The sequence below is a fragment of the Pseudomonas kitaguniensis genome (assembly GCF_009296165.1).
GTDB lineage: Bacteria > Pseudomonadota > Gammaproteobacteria > Pseudomonadales > Pseudomonadaceae > Aquipseudomonas > Aquipseudomonas kitaguniensis.
This window is the reverse complement of the sequence record NZ_VUAZ01000055.1, coordinates 41,141-59,662: the sequence shown is the minus strand read 5'-3', so window position 1 is coordinate 59,662 and position 18,522 is coordinate 41,141. Positions and strand designations below refer to the sequence as shown.

Sequence of the window (18,522 nt, the reverse complement as noted above, 5' to 3'; positions counted from 1 at the left end):
CCGAAAGACACGCGAATCTGTTGATCCGCTGTCCACTCTTGCGCACGTGCTTTGTATTATCATCGTGCCAGCACTGGATTCCCCAACGGAACGGAATATGAAAAGTCATGCAATGATGCGGGATATACGGGTTATCGCGCTGGATAAGATCAAGCTCGACCAGGAGAATGTTCGTTTTGGTAATGACATCGCCCAGAACCAACGTGAGGCAATTAAGCTCATGCTGGCAGATCCAGACGATGCCAAGAAGATTCTTCGCCTTGCCGAGCATATTGTTGAGCACGGCCTTGACCCCACTGAGCTCCAGCTGGTCACGTCCGATGAAGATGGCAACTTCATCGTCCTTGAAGGCAATCGCAGACTGACAGCTCTGAAGCTACTACAGCGCCCTGACCTCTGCCCAACAGATCGCGGCTACAAGGGGTTCCTCAAAGCCCATAACAACCTTGCCGATGGCGTCCCCGAAAGCCTGCAATGCAGCGTTGTATCAAGCCGTGCTGCTGGTGACATATGGGTGGAGCTGAAGCACACCGGCGAGAATAGAGGCATAGGTCGAGTAGGCTGGGATAGCGACATTCGAGATGAGCGACGCGCCCGCCAGACGGGCATTGAGTCTATCGGTCGCCAGCTTAGAAATATGATTAATGACAATCAGCACATATTCACTCAAAAAGCGGCGTTAGATTGTCTCGAAGTCGACGTCACGACGCTGACGCGACTTTTTTCATCTACTATCGGCCAGAATTTTTTCCGTCTGAAGGTAGAAAGTAAAATACTCACACCGCAACTTCCGCTAGTGCACATAGCTCCGTCGGTTGAGTTCATGCTGGATATGTTTGTCTCACACGGCTACAACGTTAACGACGTCCGGGCAGATCCTGACCGTACAAAGACGCTTGGCCACATTCCGCCTGAAATCCTACCTGACAATCTTGCTGAATTATCTAAGGGCAAACCTCCAGCTTCCGAGGTTGGCGGAGATGGTAACAAGGGCAAGAATGGAGGGGAGAGCCAAAGTGGTGGCGGCCAAGAGTCCGGCACTACTAAAGGCTCGAGTACAGGTGGAAGTGAAGCTGAGAAGCCGGAAGATAGTGGCAATACAAAGCCAGACCCTCAAAAGGATCCAGGCACTCGAGCAAAGCCGCAGTCTCGCGCGCGGAAGTATCTGCTACCTTGGTCTTTCAGTATTAAAAATTCTCGGATAAACGCTATTTATCGAGAGCTTCGCACGGTATTGAAAGTTGATGACTGCCCTAACGCAACTGCCATCACATTCAGGGTATTCTTGGAAACCACCTGCGACGAATTCATTAAAATAAAAAAGGATGCGGGAACCCCGGTACTTCGCTGGGACACAAATGCCGAAATACGCGGGGGCGTTGGAGGAGATAAACTGTCTCTTAAAGTTCAGGCAGTGATAAAGCTTTTAGAAACAGAAAAATTAGTTGCAACAGGGGCTGCGAAGGCAATTTTCAAGAGAGCTGGCTCCTATGACCAACCAGGCTCGATTGATCACTTCAACCTGTTCGTTCACAGCGCCCATGGCGCCCCAGTACCTTCAGAATTGAAGGACATCGCCGAAGAGTACCGTCCGATGCTGGAAGCCATCTGGGCGTAAGCTATTGGAAAATACCTGAAAATGTGCTTTCATGAACCGTTTGATATACTGGGATAGGATTCATGGGCGCTTTTAGGGTATTTTCCACTCCGCTACGCTATCCTGGCGGTAAAGGAAAATTTGCTCACTTCATTAAAAATGTTTTTGAAGTGAACAACTTGCACGATGGCCACTACGCAGAGCCTTATGCGGGCGGGGCCGGTGTCGCTCTGGAGCTCATGTTCCACGAATACGCCTCAGTTATACACATTAATGATTTAGATCCAGCCATTTACTCGTTCTGGCAGGCCGTAGTTCATCATACCGACGACATTAGCAAAGCTATACACGACACTCCTGTAACAATGGAAAACTGGCATAGATTCAAGGCTATACTTGATAACCCAGAAGATTGTTCGGTCGTTGACCTTGCAATGGCGACTTTTTTCCTCAATCGCACTAATCGTTCGGGCATCTTGAAAGCCGGCGTTATTGGTGGAAAAGAGCAAGCAGGCAAATGGAAGCTAGATGTCCGCTTCAATAAACCTGAACTTGTCAAGCGCATAGAGCTGATCGGGAAATACAAGAACCGAATCAAGATCTATAATGAAGATGCTCTGAGCTTCATTGATAATGTAATTCCAACCTTCCCGAAGAAATCCCTCACCTATCTTGATCCCCCCTATTACATTAAGGGATCTGGCCTCTACAGAAACTTCTACGTGCATGACGATCACGTACAGATCGCTAACGCTCTAGGTAATATCGACAAACCTTGGATCGTCTCATATGACAACGTGAGCGAGATAAAAGAAATCTACACCAGCTACCGCCAAGACGAGTATTTCTTGAGCTATACCGCTCAACTTAAGAAAAAAGGTTCGGAGGTAATGATCTATGGGCCTACTATTTTAGCGCCTGAGAGCGGCTTGAACCGAAAGGCATCTTAGACCAAACCGCCCACATCATCCCCGAAAGACCTCTGAGCGCTAACGACATATCTGATTTCCACCTGGACGGCAAACTGGCGTCCAGTTATCTAGGCACTAGGCGAGTAAGCAAAGCAGCGCGACGCGCTAATCTGCGAAGCGGGAACCGCCAAGATTTCATACCTCAGTGGATCAGGCTCACACCCCCCCGACAGTAGCAAGCTCTGATACCACCAGCCCTGCCTGCCTGCCTAGCATGTCCCACCTGCATCATGGCAGCACTTCCTTACAAAATACGATAGCAAGAAGCCACCAACCCCGTGACACTGCGTCAAAGCTGAGGCAGGATGAGCGCGCCCAAGCACCATCGTGCTCGCCCTACGAGGCGGGGCCCTGGAACGCAAGGAGCGCTCATTTCCGCACCAGCTGTATTAAGTAAATGGAGTTCACATGGCTGTAAAACTGAAAAAATCTCAACTTCAAACCGATGTCTACACCTACACCTGGACTCGAGATGATAACGATGCTCCTTTTGCAGGCTTGGAAGATCGTCGGCAGGTGGACAAGGATGAAGGTTACGAAGTCCTGTACTTCCTGGATAAGCTGCTGAGCAAGCACGGCAAGGATAGTGATGCTGACGTGCATGCTGCAGAGAACGCGCTTCATCACAAAGATCTGAGCAGCGTCACTGACCGAGTTAAGCTCACAACTGCAGTCGAAAAAATTCTAGGCTGGTAAACAGAGCTGCCTCGCTAGATGGGGCATGCCCAATGTCTTCGTGAGCCGCATCTGATGGCGACTCACGAAGAATCCGGTTTGGGCTTGCCCCTTTCGGGGTACGGCTGTCGTAAACCAAACCCTGGCTTCGCCAGGTTTTGGCCCTCCGGGCTTCCATCCTCAAGCCTTTGGCCCATCGTGGGCCGCCGCGCTCCGCTTGCGCTCAAAACTTAGCTCGCAAGAAATCAGCAGGAGCGTCATGAGTCAGCGCGAGGCAGAAATGACCATGCAGTTTGAGCACCTGGTCATGTCTCAGAAATCAAACCGGATTCCTTGCACGATAATTATCGGGTGATAGACGAACATCTCAGGGCAGCATCAATCCACTCAAAACCTGAGGTTTCCCATGATCCGTAAATCCGCTTTCACTGGCTGGTCAGCCAACAACGACAGCTGAACACGATGCTCAGGAGCCACCAGCACTAAGAGCTCAACCCCCAAAAGCTAGAGACGTACACCAAGTGCAACAGGGATGGTCGGCGCCAAAATATGAACTTTATACGCTTGAATCCGCATACCCTTTCATTGGCGCAGTGGAAGAGCCTTACTCGCGGCGTATGGGAAATTCTTGCGCCGCTGCTGTTGAAGCGCGGCGAGTTGTAACAACGTCACAGAGGGCGCATACCTGCTCGCCGGTTCGCCTAAAAACTTATTCGAGCCATGAGATATGTACCAGAACGACCACTGTCCTCACGAAGCTCCCAGCGAGATGCTGGATGAAAATGGCAATCGTCTGAAGAATGGATGCCATCTCAGGTCAAGCTCGAAGAGGACGAGGTCAAGCAAAACAATGAGACAGTTCGCCTTTTTAGAGGCGCTGGGAACCCTCATGCAATCGCCCGTCAAGTCGCATCGATGGCTCTCACATCTTTTTTCATCCAAGGGAAAGAGCGGCTGAGAGAAACAGTGTGGGTGCCTTACTCGACGACTGGTGAAAAGTTCATTCTTCCCGACTCGAACGTAGCCCTGTTCACCGTACGCTTTCTCCCTATGCCTGTGAGTCCTGATCTTGTATTGATGGATGAGAACCTACGGGCTCAACTCCAAGACACCGGCCAACTAACACCGGAGTATCTGAACAGAAAATTCTTGGAGTCGTCGGTTCGTTATCACGTTGTTCCCAAGTGAGCCTTCTTTCCCGAGGAACCTTGTGCATTAGTCATGGCCGGCCAAGCGGGATTTTGAAGAATTTCGTGCCGAAGCGCGCTGCTTTCATACCATGATTAAAGGCAAAGGTTGCGCTCGCGAAGCTCGGGAGTCCGGTCGAGATCTTGAAACGAAGGTGATTTTGGTAGGGAATGGGTGAGAACTTTGCCGACCCCTGAGCATCAAGGGCCGACATGAGGCAAAGTCAGGAGGCTTCGTCGATCAGGGACGGAAGGCCGGCTTCTTTGATGAAGTCATAAATCCGTACCCGAATCTCACGCATACGCTTTGGGTTGAACTTATCGCTGCCCACTCCGAACATGTCGTCGTGATCGAGCATAAAACGAATACTGGCGATATGGCCTGTCACACCATCCTGAACCTGCGGCTCAAAAACCACTACAGCTAGAGGGTCATTCTCACCGCGCTGAATTCGAGCATGATATAGACCCATGTACCAAGGCGTAGACCCAGGAGTGGAATTGGAGTCTTTGACGCGTCCCCAAGAGCGATCATGGTCTTGGGTGTAAATTTCCACGAAACCCTGACCTGCCCAGAGAGTCATCAAATCTTGGAGGTGGGTTACGTAGGTGCCAGCAATGTCATGCGTATAGCCGATTTCGTTGCTGATTTCGAAGAACAGATGACTAAGTTCGACGCCGGTGATGTCACGTCGAATGATGGTGCTGTCAGTGGGCGACTCTGGCATGGTTGCGAGCTCTTTCCTTCGAAATCTCGAGCGCCTTCAGAATTTTTTCCAAAGTTCCTGCCCGATCCTGGGGACAAATTTTGATGCCGCCCACACCATTTCCCAGCTCTGCCAGGGTTTTCACCTCTGGTCGCAGTGTCTCGGTACGGTTGGTCATAGCATTAACCTCTTAGAAGGGAAATTAAAATCTAGCCCTTGCCACTCAAACGTATCAAATTTGATCAACGGACGCAATTAAATCGGATTCCTTGAGCGACTCACTGGCGCATGGTTCGCCTGCTATAGCTGGCTCAGACATCGCCCCTGGTTCTGGGCTTTGACCATCCACAACTGGCTACTTTCGCGTTAGAGCTCTGGCTCATGCGCGCTCGGCGAATTCCACCTTCAGGTGCCGCTGACAATGGAAATCGAAGACGCCGTTTTGTACATGAGCCTATTTCTCTGCCAAAAATACCTAGCGCTCGGGCAACAGAGGACGCTTCCCTGCCACATCTTGTAGCTATTTTGCTGGCTAAATAATTCCAAAACGCCACCAAGTGCCTACGCTCAGGGATTCCCTCTTGAGACAAGTGCACCATGACGAAGATTGAGGCAGTGCCAGTTGTAGCTGATGATTTCGAGACGTGGCTGAATGGGCGCCCCAAATGGTTGCAGACTGCAGCTCGAATGCTTATTGACTCGAAGCGGCAGCTGAACCAGGACGAAATCCAAGAGCTGTCCAGGCTTTGCAAGGTCGAAGCCAAGGGTGAGGCTGATACAGGATTTCTAAGCGTTACGCCCGGCACGTTATCGCAGGTCGCCAATAGACCCATGCTTCGGATTGAAGAGATCCTGGATGTGCATGGGTTGAACGCCATCAAGCCTGGCGCCAACCTCCCCTTCGGCAAGAGTAACCTGTCTGTTATCTACGGACAGAATGGAACCGGCAAAAGCGGGTTTGCAAGGTTGCTCAAGCAGATCTGCGGATCACGTTCCAAAGACGATATTCACGGAAATGTCTTCGATCCAGCACCGACTCCGTGTCGTGCACAGTTCAAGGTGTCAATCGACGGTAAGCCGGTTGATGTTCACTGGGACATTCCCAGTGGGCCTCACAAAGCCCTGCGGCATGCACAGGTGTTCGATACCAAGGCTGCTCAGCAGTACATGACCAGGACTGAGGCTTGCTATGAGCCAAGCCGGATGAAATTTGTATCCGCGCTGATCGCCACCGCAGATGCCGTTAGCGCGGAGCTTGCAAGAGAAAAGGCGTTGCTCAGCAAAGCACTACCCGCCATGGCTCAGAGCCTGAGTCAAACAGTCGAAGCGAAATGGCTTTCCGCCTTGAAGAGCACGACTGCGCCCGCGAGCATTGATAAGGAATGTCTGTATACCGACCAACTTGATCGGGAGCGTATAGAAAGCGAAGCCTTGCTTGCAGAGAAGGACATCGCCGGTCGTCTTTTGGCTATCAACAAAGAAAAAACGGCCCTGAAAAGTATCGAGACAGCGATGTCGACACTTCAGTTGGGCTTGAACGATGCGACGGCGGGTGAACTGGAAAACCTGAAGAATACCGCCGTCAAAGCGAGGAGCACCTGTGAAGAGGCAGCGGCAGCTATTTTCGGGAAAGCAGAGCTTGAGGGTGTTGGCTCAGCGACCTGGCAGAAAATGTGGGAGCAAGCACGTGCCTATTCCACCGGCACAGCCTACGTCGATATAGCGTTCCCTAACGTCTCAGCTGACTCACGTTGCGTACTTTGCCACCAAAGCCTCAGCGAGGACGCCAAAGCCCGACTGACAGGGTTTGAGAAGTTCGTGACCGACGGCCTCGAAACAACCGCCAAGACGGCTGAAAATGGTTTTGCTGATCGCAAAAAGCGGCTGCCAATTCTTCCCGGACAAGCTGACTGGATTGTCCACATGTCCACTCTAGGTTTTGAAGAGGCCGATGGGGTCAGTTGGCTTGGCCTGTTGAAAGCACGGTTTGATCAAATTGCACTGGGCAGCCCTGTAGGCACCCTGCAACCTTTCGACTGGTCGGGCATAAACGAGGCGGCAAAGACCAAGTCTGCAAAACTCATCGAAGAGGAGCTGAGCCTGTCGGCCTTGTTGAAAGATGAACATCGCCAAGCCGTGCAGAGCCGAGTTCAGCAACTCCAAGCCAAGCAGTGGCTCTCTCAAAACAAAGCGTCAATTGTTGCAGAAAGGGCTAGGTTGATCGCCGTTGCAGCGATAGATAAAGCTTCGCGCTCAGCCGCCACCAATGCCCTGACTACGAAGAAAAACGAGCTGGCGAAGACCGAGCTTGATGCCGGCTATCAATCTCGATTCCTGGATGAGTTGAAGCGCCTCGGCGGACACCGCCTTCCAATCGCGCCGCAAAGTAAATCCGGGGGCAAAGGCAAGATCACCTTCGGCTTGAACCTGGTGGGAGCAAATGGCACCCATGGACTGGACTACATCTTGAGCGAAGGAGAGACCAGGATCGCTGCGCTGGCAGCGTTCCTTGCGGACACCACAGGCTCAAACCAACTGGCCCCGTTCATTTTTGATGACCCGATTTCTTCGCTGGATCAGGACTTCGAAGAAAAAGTAGTCGAGCGTCTCGTGGCCCTATCTCAGACGAGGCAGGTCATCATTTTCACTCACCGACTTTCTCTGGTGGCTCAGGTAGAAGCCGTCACCAAAAAATGGGAGTCGATCCCAGGAATGCCCTCAGTCAAGCCAACGCTAACGTCACTCCAGAGGATGGCAAAAACTGCAGGGATCGTCGCTACTACAAGCGCTCGAGACCTAAAGCCGGAAAGTGCGGTGCGCGGGCTGATTGATAACGCTATTACACGCCTCAAGAAGCACCAGGAAAACGCTGAGGTCGATGCTTACGAAGCGCTTGGCAAGAGCGCGTGCAGTGACTTCAGGATCATCGTTGAAAAGACGATTGAGTTCATCCTGCTGGCAGATGTCGTAGGACGTTTCAGGCGTGCAATCAACACCCAGGGCAAGCTGCACAAGGTCGCCAAGGTGACGAATGAGGACTGCCTATTCATTGATGACCTGATGACACGCTACTCAGTGTTTGAACATGCCCAGTCGGACGAGTTGCCCAGCAGCGTTCTCGAGCTGGATGTCTTTGAGGCAGACGTAACAGCGTTGCAAAAATGGATAGCCGAGTTTGGATCTAGAACCAGCTGATAGGGGGATTGAGCTAGGGTCAGAATCAAGTCGAAATTCATGATTCTGGCCCGCGCCTTGACAGCAAGATGCATCGAGGAAAATCCCGACTGCAAACCGGTACGAAGATGTATTTCGCCCCCAATCAACCTTCTTCTTGATGACTCAGAAAATCAAACGAGGTCTGCGTGTCGCAGTTTCGGCAATGGTACGTATACGACGCATCTTGAAAGTGCATGCCGCAAAAGCTTCCGCAGAAGGGGCAGCACTCGCTACACTCCAAGTTGCCCCAATTCCAAATGCCTATCCGCCGCACCAATGCCTTGCAGATTCCCTCATCCTTGAAAACAGCCTATAAGAGATGTTGAGCAGTACCAGAATTTCTGGCTCTATGAATGGTTGAAATATCAAGCATATCGATGCTGGAACTCAAGAGCCAGCCGTAAAAACCGGTCTAGCCAAGGCAGCACTCGACTAGACTAGCCCTATTACGATGATAATCACTTAAGTCCTGAGGCCCAACCTGTGGATATAGACCCAGATCTCTTCAAAGACCCAGAAAACTTCAAAAAAATGCAAGATCTTCTATGGGATATCATTGAAAAGAACAACATTATCAATCAGCAAACTGATGGGAAAGCTATTATAGATCTTCAGCGATCAGACATAAAATATCTATTTTCGAAAATTAACGAGTGCGTGACCCAAGAATACTCCGATGAAGAGCTAGGTAAGATAATCAGCAAAAAAAGCCGCGCACTGCGGAGTTTCCATACAGAGCTCGCACGCCTTACCGAAGCCACATTCAAACTTTACAAAGATTTAATTTTGGAAAAATTACCAGAGGTCTTTCTTAAAATACTAAAAACCAAAAGCAACGACACTATAGACGAATTCCTCTCCATCCACTTCAACCACATAACAATACCAGCACTAAGAGATGAAAAGCATCCCGGCGATGATATATTTCTTTTCATACGCCACATTATGAGCATTAACGATGAGAAGGAAATGAACAGCATAATTGCCGAAAAACTATCCGCCCCTGCTCAATCGTTAGAGGCTGTATATGGTATGTGCGGACTATTAATCCAAGCTTCTAGAGCAGAGCAAGAGGGCCGCATAGATGAGGCTTATAGCTATTTAATTGACGCAAGCAATATGATAGGAATGTGCCAGGCAACAGCATTCATCATGCCTCGTATTGAGTCAGTTGCCAACAAGCGCTTCGCTAAAAAAAATGCACAACGAAAACATATGTCACCGAGCCCTCTTAACGCGGCAAAAAGTAAAGTTGCAGAGCTCTTTGTTAGCTTAAAGCCACTTGCCGAACCTAATAACCCTAGCTCCGCTCGAAGGTGGGAAAATGCAAACCATGCACACGAAACCATTTACGATGCAATGAGAGAGGAAATTGATACCAAAATAATTGGCGACACGACCATTCTCGGTATTTGTCGAAAGCTCTATAAACAGGAAAAAAACCACGCACATAAACAAGGCCGTCCCACCGTCAACGTTTACATCAAGCAAACGCTGGCGGATGGGACGGTTGTGTCCAAGCAGATACTTTAACGCTAGTCTTCAACTTTATGAGAGCTGGCGTCTGAAATGTCTATCAGCCAGTTCTCGGTAGTAACGGAGCCAACCAGTCGGTAAGCGTCGTACTGATCTACACCGAGGTAGGTGGGATAGCCACGACCAGTCAAGTAGTTGACCGAACGCACGTTTACCTCCTGACCGGCAGGCAACCGGGTGTAGCTATAGAGAATCTCGAGTAGATTATTCACAAACTCTTGGTGTTCCGGGTAAAGGGAGTAGTACACCGCATCACTATTAACGGGATAGCCTTCATTGTCTCCGTAGGGGCGAGGTATGTCGTCAAGCTGCTTCAGCATGCGGCAAACGTCGTTCAGGGTTGGGGTGTAGAGCATCGTGATGTCCTCATTGATTGATGTGGACACATCGTGCCCACTTTTGAGTACAGGTACGATTCGGGTGCTAGCACATCAACTTTTGAGGAAGGTATGCCATCGTTCCTAGAGCCTATTTTTCAATACATCGTCCAAAGCTCATTAACCCGCGTCGTGTAGCTCTGACTCTTCGTTGCCCAGTGTCCCCCCCGCTAGGGTCGACTGGGGGTACTTGCTGAATCCAGCGCTCATAATGTCGGCACCTCAACTGAAATCCGCCCCAAGGAATGCTCATGACCACCAGTACCCTAGCTCAGCAATTGCGGGAGGCTCAGCATGTCGTTATCTTCACTGGGGCTGGTGCATCAGTTGAGAGCGGCATCCCGACATTCCGTGATGCACTGACAGGGTTGTGGGAACGCTTTGATCCTGCGCAACTCGCCACCAGCGAAGCCTTCCGAACTGACCCATCACTGTGTTGGGGGTGGTACGAGTGGCGTCGGAACAAGGTTCTGCAGGCGCAGCCAAACGGTGCTCATCTCGCTATCGCTGAGCTTGCCAAGCATGTGCCCAGGCTCACTGTGGTCACTCAGAATGTTGATGACCTGCATGAGCGGGCGGGCAGCCAGGATGTGATTCATCTACATGGAAGCCTGCACTCTCCTAGGTGCATCGATTGCGGGCTTGCGTTTACGTTGCCCCTCACGACTGAAGCCCTGCCTGAGGATGGAAGTCGTATTGAGCCGCCGCGATGCAGTGTATGTAATGGGTATGTCCGACCAGGCGTTGTGTGGTTTGGCGAGATGCTGCCTGAAGACGCATCGAGCGCAGGTCTAGCTGCCGCCAAGGAATGTGATGTCTTCCTTTCGATTGGTACGTCTAGGGTCGTTTACCCGGCTGCTGAGCTACCGCTACGTGCTTTGGGTCACGAGGCAACTGTCGTTCACATAAATCCTGTGCGCTTCGACATCAGCAGTCAGGAACACTTTCTCCAGGGCCCAGCCTCGGACACGATGCAGAGCCTACTTCGCGAGGCCTTCGGCAGCCATCCGGTCTCGTAGTTAGAGGCTATTATGTTAGATCCGCTGGACTTGCCCCTCAGTGAGGTACGGCTGCCGCAAATCCAAATCCCAGCAGAAATTTCAAACCCACGTCCAACGTTTATGCTCAGTCATTGCCTCAACGCACCGCTAATAGGCTCCCAGGAGTAAACTGATGCGCGTCTCTGAACCCACTGTAAAAAATGGATTCTTCTTTACTCCCACCGAACCTGATAAACGCTATCCAGGAATTCTTAAGATCCTGGATGGTGGACGAATTGAACTCCATCTAACGTCAGATGAAAATGCGTTCGTATCATTCGATGAGATGTTTATTGGTCGTCTAATAGGGAAAATCGAAGGTGGGTACACCACTCTCGAAGACTGCTCCTATGAAACCATGAATTTGTCGCTCGGCGGCGGTGCCGCTACATCTCTGATCACCGCTCGGATCGCCTACATCGGGATGGGGATGCCTGAAGAGTGCCAGTTCGACCAGTTTGAGTTTGCGGTGGATGAGCTGAGCGAATGGTACGGGAAATCAGCCTTCAGACCGATCCTGGGGATGAAACCCTCTGACTGCGTAATCGACTTTGGCATGCGTCGACTGTCACATGCCACCTGCAGGAGGGTGTCATACTTGAGATCGGGATGAAGGCTACCTTCCCAGGTAAGGTCAAATACCCAGTTACCGAGCTTCGGCAGCAAGCGTGCCTTACCATCAAAGCCGACTCCTGCAAGCCGCTATCCTTCTTCGTCTCTCTCTCGCACAAGATCACCCGCTTCCTAGCTCTATGCATTGGGCACCCCGTCGCGATCCATTCGCTCCGCGTGAGCTCTCAAGAAGAAGGAGAGAAGATTCCTCGGTGGCAGGACGTCTACTTCCAGAGTCTGAACAATGGGACGACCGCCAAGAAAAAGCGCGCTCGTGCGATGCTTCTTCCTTACTCGCAAATTTCCGAGCAGTTCAGCGCAATGCTTCAAGCATGGCTGGACGAATACGACACGCTGATGCCAGCTCTTCATCATTATTTCGCCGTCCAGGATGAAGGCTTGGCCTATAACGATACAAAGTTTCTGGCCATCGCCCAGGCGCTTGAAGCCTTTCATCGCAGGACGCTACCAGGGTATAGGTGGTCGAAAGCGGAGTTCAACAAAAAGCTTGCAGGCATCGTAGAAGCAGTGCCCGAGGCTGAGCGGGAATGGGTCAAGCAACGCCTATGCTTCGCGAATGAGCTGACACTAGGTGAGCGGCTGACCGCATTGCTTGAGCCCTTCGTTGAAGTATTTGGAGGCGAGGCGACCGTCGAATTAATGGTAAAGGACACCAAAAACACCAGAAACTATCACGCCCACTACGATGAAAAAGGTGAGAAGAAGGCTTTGAAGGGAGCCGCATTAGTAGCATTGGTGCTTCGGCTTCAAGTTCTGTTTACGCTTTGCCTGCTCGGACGCCTTGGCATGCCCCCAGAGCTAGCTATAAACCTGGTCAAGCAGCCAAATCTCGCCCGTCTCCTAGGTAATGCCAAACACATCCTGGCTGAGGATTAATAGGAGCGCAGGTTTGGAAGCTGCACGTATCCGATGTGCTCCTTTCGATTCGTACGTTCGGGATTGTTGACGCGGCTGCAAAGCTTTAATGGGCATCTGTCGTTCTCATCATTCCTGTGCGGTTTGATATCAGCAGTCAGGAGCACTTTCTCGAAGGCGCTGCCTCGGTAATGATGCAAAGCCTACTTCGAGAGCGAAGGCGACCTTCCTGCCTAGTAGTTCGAGGGAGGTTCACATTGCCTCTGCTTTGGGCTTGCCCCTTCGGGGATGCGGCTGGCGAGAACCAAACCCTGACTACGCCAGGTTTTAGCCCTCCGGGCACTCATCCTCAAGCCATTGGCCCGTCGTGGGTCGGCGCGCTCCGCTTGCACGCTTGACCACAACTTACGACGTTATCTCGACGATTATCGAAGCAAGCCTCACCTGCGTAGTTCTGCGCTAGAGGCTCTGTATATTGACGCTGCGTCAATCGGGGGCTAAGTACAGTGTTTTTAGGCCCCAGTAGACTTCACGCGGAGCGTTTCTGGATCAGATTCAGCAGCAACTCGCCATCTGGCATAGGAGACATCGTGCGCAAGAAGACTACGTTTTTCTGCACCGCCTTCTTGATCTCTGCAGCTGAAATCGGCTTATCCAAGATGATGAAATCCATTAAACGCTGAAAATGGCACTCTTCGAGATAGCCGTGATGCTCACGCTTTTCAGTTTCGCCAGTACCTTTTCCGAAGGCGACGATCCCCTTGCCATTTTCGTACAAGAAGACCACATCACCTTTCTGTATACGGTCAATGTTGTACTTCCAAGGGGCATAAAAAGCTGCTGCGCTACCCTCGCTGAGCATACGGTCATGGTCTTCCAATGAGTGACGCTTGTTCGTATTCAGAAGGTGGAAGCTCGATGGTTCGACTAACTCAATGTCTACCGCCGCTTGCTCTTTGTCATCAAGCTTCAGAGCAGCCTTGGCGGCTTCAACCCCCTTCTCGAGCAGTTTCAGCATTGTCTCCTGGCGACTCAGATCGAGCTGATCAGCCAAACCTTCGATGAAGGAGTAGAGCTCCTTGGGCATGCGGATAGATGCGGACGCCAGGTCATTCTTCGTCTTCGCGGCGTTTTCGATGAGTGAAATAATGTCGTTCATGGGATGGATCTCCTGTCAGATGCAGAGAAGCATCCCACGACATAATAATAAAATCAATTAATGCTTTTTTTATTAAAGCGCAGTACGAATCTCAAAAAATGCAATGCGGGTGGTCAGTGATGATTCCCGCTGGAAGACGCTCGTCTGGAGCCTTCCATCGGACAAGTAATCCCGGATGGGGAATACGGAAGCCAATCCTTCCTTCGGGGTGTATATTCATACAGTAATCTGCTGCTATGCCCGGCGGAAGGCGCTGGCATAACGCTGGAAAGGTGCTTAGATCAATGCTTAATGTCATGTCGCCACCAGCAAGGATGAGGATTCAACTTGGCCACTCTTACTGATAAAGAAATCGAAGCGCTGAAAATCGAGAATTTCATTTTCCACGTGGTGCATCATCGAGCCGATGATCCGATACTTTTTGACGACACCCCCTTAAGCACCTTCGAGCCGTTCTTCATTGACCGTATCAAAGAAACCCTCAAGGGCAATAAATTCTCTTTCGCTGAAATATCTCAAGTAAAGGCCAAATTGAATAGTTGGGAAAAGGGCGAGTCGAATTTTGTCGATATCTCCAAGAGCCTGGCGCGACAATTTCATCGCCTTGGCGATAAACGGATGAAGTCAGGCGTATTGATTGTAATTGGTTTGGTTACAGGCGCTAAAAAGTTTTACTCTTTAATCAAGTATGACTCTGAGAAAGTTGTGACGTTTGAAACCAAGGGTGCCCAGGCAATACTTCAGGCAGTTACCAATAACTTTACGGAATCACCGAAAGCGCTGCAGAAGTCCGCTCTTATTGATTTAGATTCCATAGACGCAGAAGTAGTGATCATTGATAAAATGAGCCGTTCAGGAATCAGTGACTTCTTCAAAGAATTCCTAGGAGTAGAGCGCCTCCGGAACTCAAAGGAAATGACGGTGGATTTGGTTAAGGCAATCAAAAAAACTGTAAAGACACACCTGGGTGATCTGCCGCCTGCTATCACATCAAAAGTCGCTGAGAAAGTCGTTGAAATTGCGAAAAAACGTAAAGACTTTGAAGTCGACGAATTCTTTACAGATTTTTTTGGCATCAATGGCCAAGATGAAATTCGGGCGACCTTCGACAAAGAATTGGAAAGCCTGAATTTGACTGGTGAGGTGTTCTCCTATGACGAGGAAGAGTTACCTACCAATGAGGCAAAGAAATATGTAACAAGCGAAGGCATAACCATCAATATGCCCGCACGGGCAAAGGGAAGCTTAACTATTGAAAATGGAAAGGATGAAACTATCATTATTATCCGTACAAGTCGCTTGCGTGAATCATGAAGCAGCTAGCGCTGGAACTTCGCAGCTTCTTTGAGCGACTCACGGCGTCGGGTGGTTCTGCGCAGATTGAAACTGCGAATAAAGTGCGGGTTGATGAAATAAGCATTACGTCTTCTGAGTTTGTTCGAGAGCTGAAAGATCTTGCCCAGCGTGTTTGTTCTGAGGGCATCGGAATAATAGAGCTTTTTGGAGAGGTTTCCGACAGTATCGAGATCAAGGATTTCGATTTGGAGGATGTAGAAAATGACAGACTAACAGTCATTTTGGAGAAGCCAGTGGATGATGGTTGGTGTTATTTCCTCACTTTAAAAGGTTTCGAAAACTGGCTGAGAACAAATCAATTCTCAGCACAGAACTCACAGAAAAAAATGTGTGTATGGGTTGCAGGTGAAACCTTTGAGTTTTCTACTCATCAGTTTCTAGTGAAAGAAATGGGTGGAGATAAAAGTTTACCGACCGTCACTCAACATCCTGAAAAGCCTTGGAAAATGGTACGGGATCTTACCCACTCCCTTACCCCACCGTCGCTTGAGCCCTGGCTGCTCGCTGCAGAGCCAATTACTGAAAGCGAACCTTTTACAGCTTGGAAACGCGTGGCGGTGGAAAGGCTTTCCTTTTGCTTGCCTGCCGAGATTCGCAAGGAAGGTGATGAGACTCATGTAATATTCCGAGGCGGGCGCTCACTCCCCATAGCTATAGACCAGCCTATTAACTGGGCTGATATCAATTTTGAAACGCTTCACGACACCTGCCAGTGGATCTACTCCACCCCTAGGGAGTGTGAAACGAAATTCCAACTTTTCAACAACCACATTGCTATCAACTGGAACAGTGGGACGACGTGGCCCTCGGGCTCAACGCCACTCTTAAAAAATAGCCTCTCGGGGGCCAAGGAAGCTTTCGCCTTTCATCTCCAGGATCAGAGCAAGGAGGCTGTCAAAAGCCTGGGAGATCTGCGCAAGGGTTTGCAGGACGAGGTTAATAAGACACAAACTGCGACAAGGGATTTAATATCAGCTCTCTGGCGTGATTTCGCGGTGGCGGGTGTTGTCTTAGCTCTCAAGACTCCGATAGCGACTACAGGCGTAGCCGATACAGCCACCACGATTCTATATCTCGGTGTTTCTGTACTTCTCATATTGAGCATAGTTATCAACACTCTATCAACCTTGCGTTTTAACAGTCTTGCTGACAGCAGTAGAGAAGGATGGCGGAGGAAAATCTACAACTTCATGTCTGCCGATGACTGGAAGCGCTTGGTTGAAAAACCTATATTGTCCGGACGCACCGTTTACTGGCTCGCTTGGACTATGTGTTTCTGTCTATACGCAGCCATTGTCCACTACTTCCTATCGCTTGCGGCACCTAACTTTGTAGCGAACCACATCGATTATTATTTTTTTTGCGCGTGGAACTACATCGCTGCCTTTTTTTAATAAAATCATAAATACAGCTACGGTTGAATCTTTATGGTGCAGTATTCCTGCGGGAATATTTAGCAGCTATGCCAGGAACCATTAGGGGCTTGCTTCCAAATCAGAAGATAGTCTGGGTTAGGTAGGGGCTATAGTCATCATTGTCCGCATTCCTTTGCTCAGCGTAATGTACCCAAATAGGGTCATTAAGCCTAAAAGTGGTGGCTAATGTGCCGTATTAGGGACATTAGCCTGGATCGTCACACGGGACATATCCGCAGCACTCGGCCTCCAGACGGCGGTTAATACGCTTAGTCGCTAGGCTCATGGCGAGCCCAGCGCAATCTACCTATCGACATGAATTGCCTAATTGCCAGCGCTCCTCGTTCATTTCTGGCTTTCGAGCCAGGCAGGGTCAGTGCTGACTCTACCTTGGCACGGCTCGCTTCGTACATTGCAAATGCGTTGAACTCAGAATCAAGCAGCACCAAGAGCACAGTATCGAAGGGTTGTCGTAGATCAATTGCACCCATACGGCCCGTAATCTTTTGCGGGTTCAGGATACAGGGCGATAGAATCTACGCGCGAGCACCTTGGCCTCTTTCAAGATCTCTAGGATTTCATCCTGTATCAATGCAGCCTGGTGAGGTTCTTGGCCATGACTGAATTCAGTCATCTGCAAACGCCTCGAGCGCAGCGAGCAGCTTGGCTAGCTCAGCAAGGTTGCCAGTGACGATGTCATATTCTCCTCGACTGCTCAGCCGATACACATCGCGCGCTTTTTTAACGCGTTCGAGAAGAGGGACGACGATGCCGGATGCCCGCTCTAGGAAGTCGTTGATGTCCGCACGTGTCTGGGGAATTTTGTAGCCCTTCGCCGCACTTGTGATGATGACGTTCGCATCCCGAAGCTTGGCAATGCCACTGGATCGGATTCTCTGGCCGTTGACCTCTCCCAATCCGCTGTCTTTTAGATGGGCCATGATCTCCGTAGTCAGTACGTAGTCCTTGGTGACGAATTCGCTCTGGAATCTCAAGAACCTCAAGATGCTTAGCTGCAGTCGCTCATCTTCATCGGGGTGCTTACCAACGCGCTCGCTAAAACGGTCGGCCTGGCGGAGAGCTTCTTGGTGTACCTGGTAGTCTGCATACCCAGATTCATCCGTCGGCGGTGGCAGAAGAGACTGGTACTTGGATGGCCACTCAAGCATTCCAAGAGTCAGGCTGCGTAGGATCTTTTTGTAGGCAAGAACTGCTGCTTCCGAAGCTTTCTCTTCGTAGATCTGAGCGACTGAGCCAGCGAAGAAATCTGCAACCTGAACCAACACGTTGTCCTTACTGGCCATCGTCTGGAAGGCATCCTTATCGCCAAATAGGTCGTCCACGAATCGTTCTGCAACGTAGCTTTTGAGGCTCTCCTGAAACTCCTGGCCACCGTGCTCGTCTACGATCATCTGGAGGTCAGGGTATGCGCGGAACAAACGTTCGTAGAGCAACCCGTTCACGTATTTTATGAACGAGGTCTTGATACGGAGGCCGCCGTCTTTGTGAATTCGGGACTTATCAACGACGGTGAAATAGAGCTTGAATGGCAGCTCAGCTAGCTCGTTGAGGATTCGGGCACGGCGATCTGAATCCTTGGGCTTCAGATTGCTGGATTTGATCTCACCTGTTTGGAAATGACGCTTTCGGAGTTCTTCAGCTTGGGCATAAGCAGCTTCCAGCTCTTTCTCTGCCACCAGAATGGAGCACACGATGAAGAAATCCGAGCTTCCACCTTTTGACGTGTCTAGGTCGGAATTCCCGGACTCATCCACGAAGGCATACGTTCTGTCCATGA

The 18,522-nt window shown here is 50.4% G+C and carries 15 protein-coding genes; 10 read left to right on the top strand and 5 right to left on the bottom strand.

Annotation, left to right across the window (positions count from 1 at the left end):
• Window positions 1-97 precede the first annotated feature (97 nt).
• From F0169_RS10790 to F0169_RS10780, 3 genes are all read left to right on the top strand, one after another.
• Window positions 98-1,618: a ParB N-terminal domain-containing protein gene (locus F0169_RS10790; RefSeq protein WP_206670175.1), complete on the top strand. Its 1,521-nt coding sequence runs from the start codon at window positions 98-100 to the stop codon at window positions 1,616-1,618.
• A gap of 62 nt (window positions 1,619-1,680) precedes the next feature.
• Entirely contained in the window at window positions 1,681-2,547 is an 867-nt protein-coding gene (locus F0169_RS10785; protein ID WP_152746507.1) for a DNA adenine methylase, read from the top strand.
• Window positions 2,548-2,976: 429 nt separating this feature from the next.
• Window positions 2,977-3,264: a hypothetical protein gene (locus tag F0169_RS10780; RefSeq protein WP_152746506.1), complete on the top strand. Its 288-nt coding sequence runs from the start codon at window positions 2,977-2,979 to the stop codon at window positions 3,262-3,264.
• Window positions 3,265-4,654: 1,390 nt separating this feature from the next.
• Here F0169_RS10780 and F0169_RS10775 read toward each other — a convergent pair.
• Both F0169_RS10775 and F0169_RS27375 read right to left on the bottom strand, forming a co-directional pair.
• Entirely contained in the window at window positions 4,655-5,158 is a 504-nt protein-coding gene (locus F0169_RS10775; protein WP_152746505.1) for a hypothetical protein, read from the bottom strand.
• Window positions 5,139-5,315 carry a hypothetical protein gene (locus tag F0169_RS27375; RefSeq protein WP_164673168.1) on the bottom strand — a complete coding sequence of 59 codons (177 nt, stop codon included), beginning with the start codon at window positions 5,313-5,315 and terminating at the stop codon, window positions 5,139-5,141. Before F0169_RS27375 ends, F0169_RS10775 begins: the two co-directional genes overlap by 20 nt.
• A 419-nt stretch (window positions 5,316-5,734) precedes the next feature.
• On the opposite strand from F0169_RS27375, the gene F0169_RS10770 reads away from it, so the two are divergent.
• Both F0169_RS10770 and F0169_RS10760 read left to right on the top strand, forming a co-directional pair.
• Complete coding sequence (locus tag F0169_RS10770) at window positions 5,735-8,332, top strand: AAA family ATPase (protein ID WP_152746504.1); 2,598 nt, start codon at window positions 5,735-5,737, stop codon at window positions 8,330-8,332.
• Window positions 8,333-8,836: 504 nt separating this feature from the next.
• The gene (locus tag F0169_RS10760) at window positions 8,837-9,886 is read left to right on the top strand and encodes a hypothetical protein (RefSeq protein ID WP_152746503.1); all 1,050 of its coding nucleotides are present in this window, start codon (window positions 8,837-8,839) and stop codon (window positions 9,884-9,886) included.
• Window positions 9,887-9,888: 2 nt separating this feature from the next.
• Here the strand turns inward: F0169_RS10760 and F0169_RS10755 are convergent, their stop codons facing one another.
• On the bottom strand, window positions 9,889-10,275 hold the full coding sequence (locus F0169_RS10755; protein ID WP_152746502.1) for a hypothetical protein: 387 nt from the start codon (window positions 10,273-10,275) through the stop codon (window positions 9,889-9,891).
• A gap of 242 nt (window positions 10,276-10,517) precedes the next feature.
• On the opposite strand from F0169_RS10755, the gene F0169_RS10750 reads away from it, so the two are divergent.
• The 3 genes from F0169_RS10750 (at window position 10,518) to F0169_RS10740 (ending at window position 12,815) form a co-directional block, all read left to right on the top strand.
• Window positions 10,518-11,285, top strand: a complete 768-nt coding sequence (locus F0169_RS10750; RefSeq protein WP_152746501.1) for an SIR2 family NAD-dependent protein deacylase — start codon at window positions 10,518-10,520, stop codon at window positions 11,283-11,285.
• Window positions 11,286-11,439: 154 nt separating this feature from the next.
• The gene (locus F0169_RS28045) at window positions 11,440-11,919 is read left to right on the top strand and encodes an ApeA N-terminal domain 1-containing protein (protein ID WP_152746500.1); all 480 of its coding nucleotides are present in this window, start codon (window positions 11,440-11,442) and stop codon (window positions 11,917-11,919) included.
• Window positions 11,916-12,815 (top strand): HEPN domain-containing protein, encoded by a 900-nt coding sequence (locus F0169_RS10740; RefSeq protein WP_152746499.1) that lies wholly within the window; start codon window positions 11,916-11,918, stop codon window positions 12,813-12,815. The genes F0169_RS28045 and F0169_RS10740 overlap by 4 nt, the downstream gene beginning before the upstream one ends.
• 508 nt (window positions 12,816-13,323) lie before the next feature.
• Here the strand turns inward: F0169_RS10740 and F0169_RS10735 are convergent.
• Entirely contained in the window at window positions 13,324-13,953 is a 630-nt protein-coding gene (locus tag F0169_RS10735; protein WP_152746498.1) for a hypothetical protein, read from the bottom strand.
• A 327-nt stretch (window positions 13,954-14,280) separates the two neighbouring features.
• On the opposite strand from F0169_RS10735, the gene F0169_RS10730 reads away from it, so the two are divergent.
• Together F0169_RS10730 and F0169_RS10725 are read left to right on the top strand one after the other, a co-directional pair.
• A complete protein-coding gene (locus tag F0169_RS10730) occupies window positions 14,281-15,267 on the top strand; it encodes a nucleoid-associated protein (protein ID WP_152746497.1) in 987 nt (328 codons plus the stop codon).
• Entirely contained in the window at window positions 15,264-16,703 is a 1,440-nt protein-coding gene (locus F0169_RS10725) for a hypothetical protein (protein ID WP_152746496.1), read from the top strand. The genes F0169_RS10730 and F0169_RS10725 overlap by 4 nt, the downstream gene beginning before the upstream one ends.
• Before the next feature lie 647 nt (window positions 16,704-17,350).
• Here the strand turns inward: F0169_RS10725 and F0169_RS10715 are convergent.
• The gene (locus F0169_RS10715) at window positions 17,351-18,520 is read right to left on the bottom strand and encodes a DUF3800 domain-containing protein (RefSeq protein ID WP_152746495.1); all 1,170 of its coding nucleotides are present in this window, start codon (window positions 18,518-18,520) and stop codon (window positions 17,351-17,353) included.
• Window positions 18,521-18,522: the final 2 nt, after the last annotated feature.